At 45.9% G+C, this 2,436-nt stretch carries 4 protein-coding genes; 2 read left to right on the top strand and 2 right to left on the bottom strand.

All coding sequences use genetic code 11. The features are described 5' to 3' along the window. Positions 1-350 (bottom strand): LysR family transcriptional regulator (locus tag H6S82_RS29110; protein ID WP_191057166.1); only part of this gene is annotated, 350 nt, incomplete at its 3' end. A gap of 170 nt (positions 351-520) precedes the next feature. On the opposite strand from H6S82_RS29110, the gene H6S82_RS29105 reads away from it, so the two are divergent. Further along, positions 521-805 carry a hypothetical protein gene (locus H6S82_RS29105; RefSeq protein WP_199315261.1) on the top strand — a complete coding sequence of 95 codons (285 nt, stop codon included), beginning with the start codon at positions 521-523 and terminating at the stop codon, positions 803-805. 125 nt (positions 806-930) lie between these two features. Here H6S82_RS29105 and H6S82_RS29100 read toward each other — a convergent pair whose 3' ends face one another. Beyond that, on the bottom strand, positions 931-1,593 hold the full coding sequence (locus H6S82_RS29100) for a class I SAM-dependent methyltransferase (protein WP_190464564.1): 663 nt from the start codon (positions 1,591-1,593) through the stop codon (positions 931-933). A 254-nt stretch (positions 1,594-1,847) separates the two neighbouring features. Here H6S82_RS29100 and H6S82_RS29095 point away from each other — a divergent pair. Beyond that, a partial coding sequence (locus H6S82_RS29095; protein WP_191057165.1) for an HD domain-containing protein occupies positions 1,848-2,436 on the top strand: 589 nt, incomplete at its 3' end.

Here is a 2,436-nt window from a genome sequence, read left to right as displayed (position 1 = left end):
GCTGTTGGTAGGATGTGAGTTGCGACGCTACGAAAACAGGCGATTCGCAGGCTACCGCCTTCTAAGCCTTTTTCTAAGTTAGCTTCTTTGCCGATCGCTTCCAAAAGCTGTAGCACTTTACGTGCATGAGCTGTGATGCGATCGCCAACAGGGGTGAGATGGGCCCCGTGACGCCCCCTGGAAAGTAACACCACACCTAAATCTTCCTCCAGGGAAGCGATCGCATGACTGACTGCCGACTGGGACATCTCCATATGCAGCGCTGCTGCGCTGAAGTTGCCGCAGTCTGCTACCGCAACTAACACACGAAGCTGGGAAAGCTTAATATTGCTTCTATTGCCTTCATTCATAAAGGTTGTGCAAGGGGTTTGCATCTTCGCAAAAGCCGCAAAATTATTTTACCCTCTATCTATCGATTTTATTCATACAAGCTATGCAAGTTCTGTATGGTTGTTTAATTGCAACAAGGTTAGAGTGAAATTAAGCTAATAAACTTAGTCTTACTTATAGGGAGATTTGTATGAAATTAGCTACACCTTTTTTCCACGATCGACAAAACTACTTAAGGGATAATACGGAGAGCGAACTGAAAGAAGCTACTCCCAAAAAATTCTTATTTCTTAACAAAATTTGGCAGGCTCTGCTGAAAGTTATTGTGAATGGAAACGAGCTGCAAGTTTGGCATAAGAGCGATCGCTCTGGTAATAGCGAATGGCACGCTTACGATCCGGTTACAGGTCGTCATGTTTCTGCCTCTTCCGACACGGAAATGCGGATTTGGATCGAGCAACAATATTACCAATAATTAAGAGATTTGAAGTTAGCCTGTGGGAGAATACACAGATGAGCGCGGATTATTTTGTATGTCTATATCCGCGCTATCCACATCATGCTAATAGGGGATGAGGCGATCGCGAGCGTTCGATCGCCTCATCGCTTCAGCGCTAAGCTCAATCCATCGCCGATGGGAACGACACTGAGGAAAACTCGTTCGTCCCGATGCAATTTTTCATTGTAAGCTCGCATAATCTGCGTAATTTTATCTGGATCTTGAGGATAGGCAACTCGTCCGTACCACAAGACATTATCAACTGCAATCAAACCACCGGGACGAACAAGTTGGAGCGATCGCTCATAATAATTCTCATAATTTGCCTTGTCCGCATCGATGAACGCAAAATCAAACGTAGATGCCTGTCCATCTGCTAATAAACGATCCAAGGTATCCAGCGCAGGTGCTACTCGCAGATCGATCTTATCCGCCACCCCAGCTTGCTGCCAATAGCGACGAGCGATTGATGTGTGTTCCGCGCTAATATCGCAAGCAACAATCTTGCCATCTGGAGGTAGTGCCAAAGCCACAGAAAGCGAGCTATAACCAGTAAAAACGCCCACTTCCAGCGTTTTCTTCGCTCCCATCAATTGCACTAATAGCGCTAAAAACTGACCTTGTTCTGGCGCAACCTGCATTGCGGCACCAGGATGATTGGCAGTTTCTTCTCGCAGACGGCGCAGAATATCCGGCTCCCGTAAAGAGGCAGATAACAGGTAATTATAGAATTGAGCGCTCAAGCCAAGGGTATTTCCTGACATCGTTAGTTTAGAAATCGACAACGCCTACACCTTATACTATCGTTTCAGACGCAGAGCTAGAGCCAAATCGATGTCGGGGCTGATTTTGATAGTAATTCTATTGCTATTGCTGACAGCTTCTGCATCAGTTTATATCTTCTGTTTAATAGCAAAATTTTTCGATTTAGAGATTGTCATCTATTTAATAATATTTGCTATTGTTAATTGTCGAATTAGTAAGGTAGAATCGATCGAAAATCAAACAAAAAATTGCAATGGTTCTTTCCGAACGCTTCACAGAAGCACTCGTTTTTGCCACCGAACTGCACGCCAACCAAGTCCGCAAAGGCAGCGGCGTTCCTTACATTTCCCATTTGCTGGGTGTCGCCAGCATAGCCTTGGAATATGGGGCGAATGAAGATGAAGCCATTTCCGCTTTACTCCACGATGCCATTGAAGACCAAGGCGGTGCTGCCACGCGAGAAGAAATTCGTCGCCGTTTTGGAGATACGGTAACTGAAATTGTGGATGGTTGCACAGACGCCGACACCACGCCCAAACCCCCTTGGCGACAGCGCAAAGAGGATTATATTGCCCACATTCCCACAGCTGAGCGATCGGTGTTATTAGTCTCGGCATCCGATAAACTGTATAATGCCCGGTCAATTTTGAAAGATTATCGAATATTGGGCGAGTCAGTGTGGGGGCGCTTCTACGGAGGTAGGGAAGGTACTCTTTGGTATTATCGCGCTTTAGTGGAGGCATTTCGCAAAGTTTGGTCATCGCCTCTGATTGACGAATTGGAACGAGTGGTATCAGAATTGGAATATCTGGCTAATGGGGCATTGAACATCGGGCAGAAAA

Source organism: Planktothrix sp. FACHB-1355 (assembly GCF_014748295.1).
Lineage (GTDB): Bacteria > Cyanobacteriota > Cyanobacteriia > Cyanobacteriales > Aerosakkonemataceae > Aerosakkonema > Aerosakkonema funiforme_A.
The sequence above is the reverse complement of the archived record's forward strand: the minus strand, read 5'-3'. Positions and strand labels throughout refer to the sequence as shown.

What these genes read in the sequence shown, in the direction of transcription:
- H6S82_RS29105 (WP_199315261.1), top strand. Translation starts at nt 521, where the DNA reads ATGAAATTAGCTACACCTTTTTTCCACGATCGACAAAACTACTTAAGG.
- H6S82_RS29100 (WP_190464564.1), bottom strand. Translation starts at nt 1,593, where the DNA reads ATGTCAGGAAATACCCTTGGCTTGAGCGCTCAATTCTATAATTACCTG.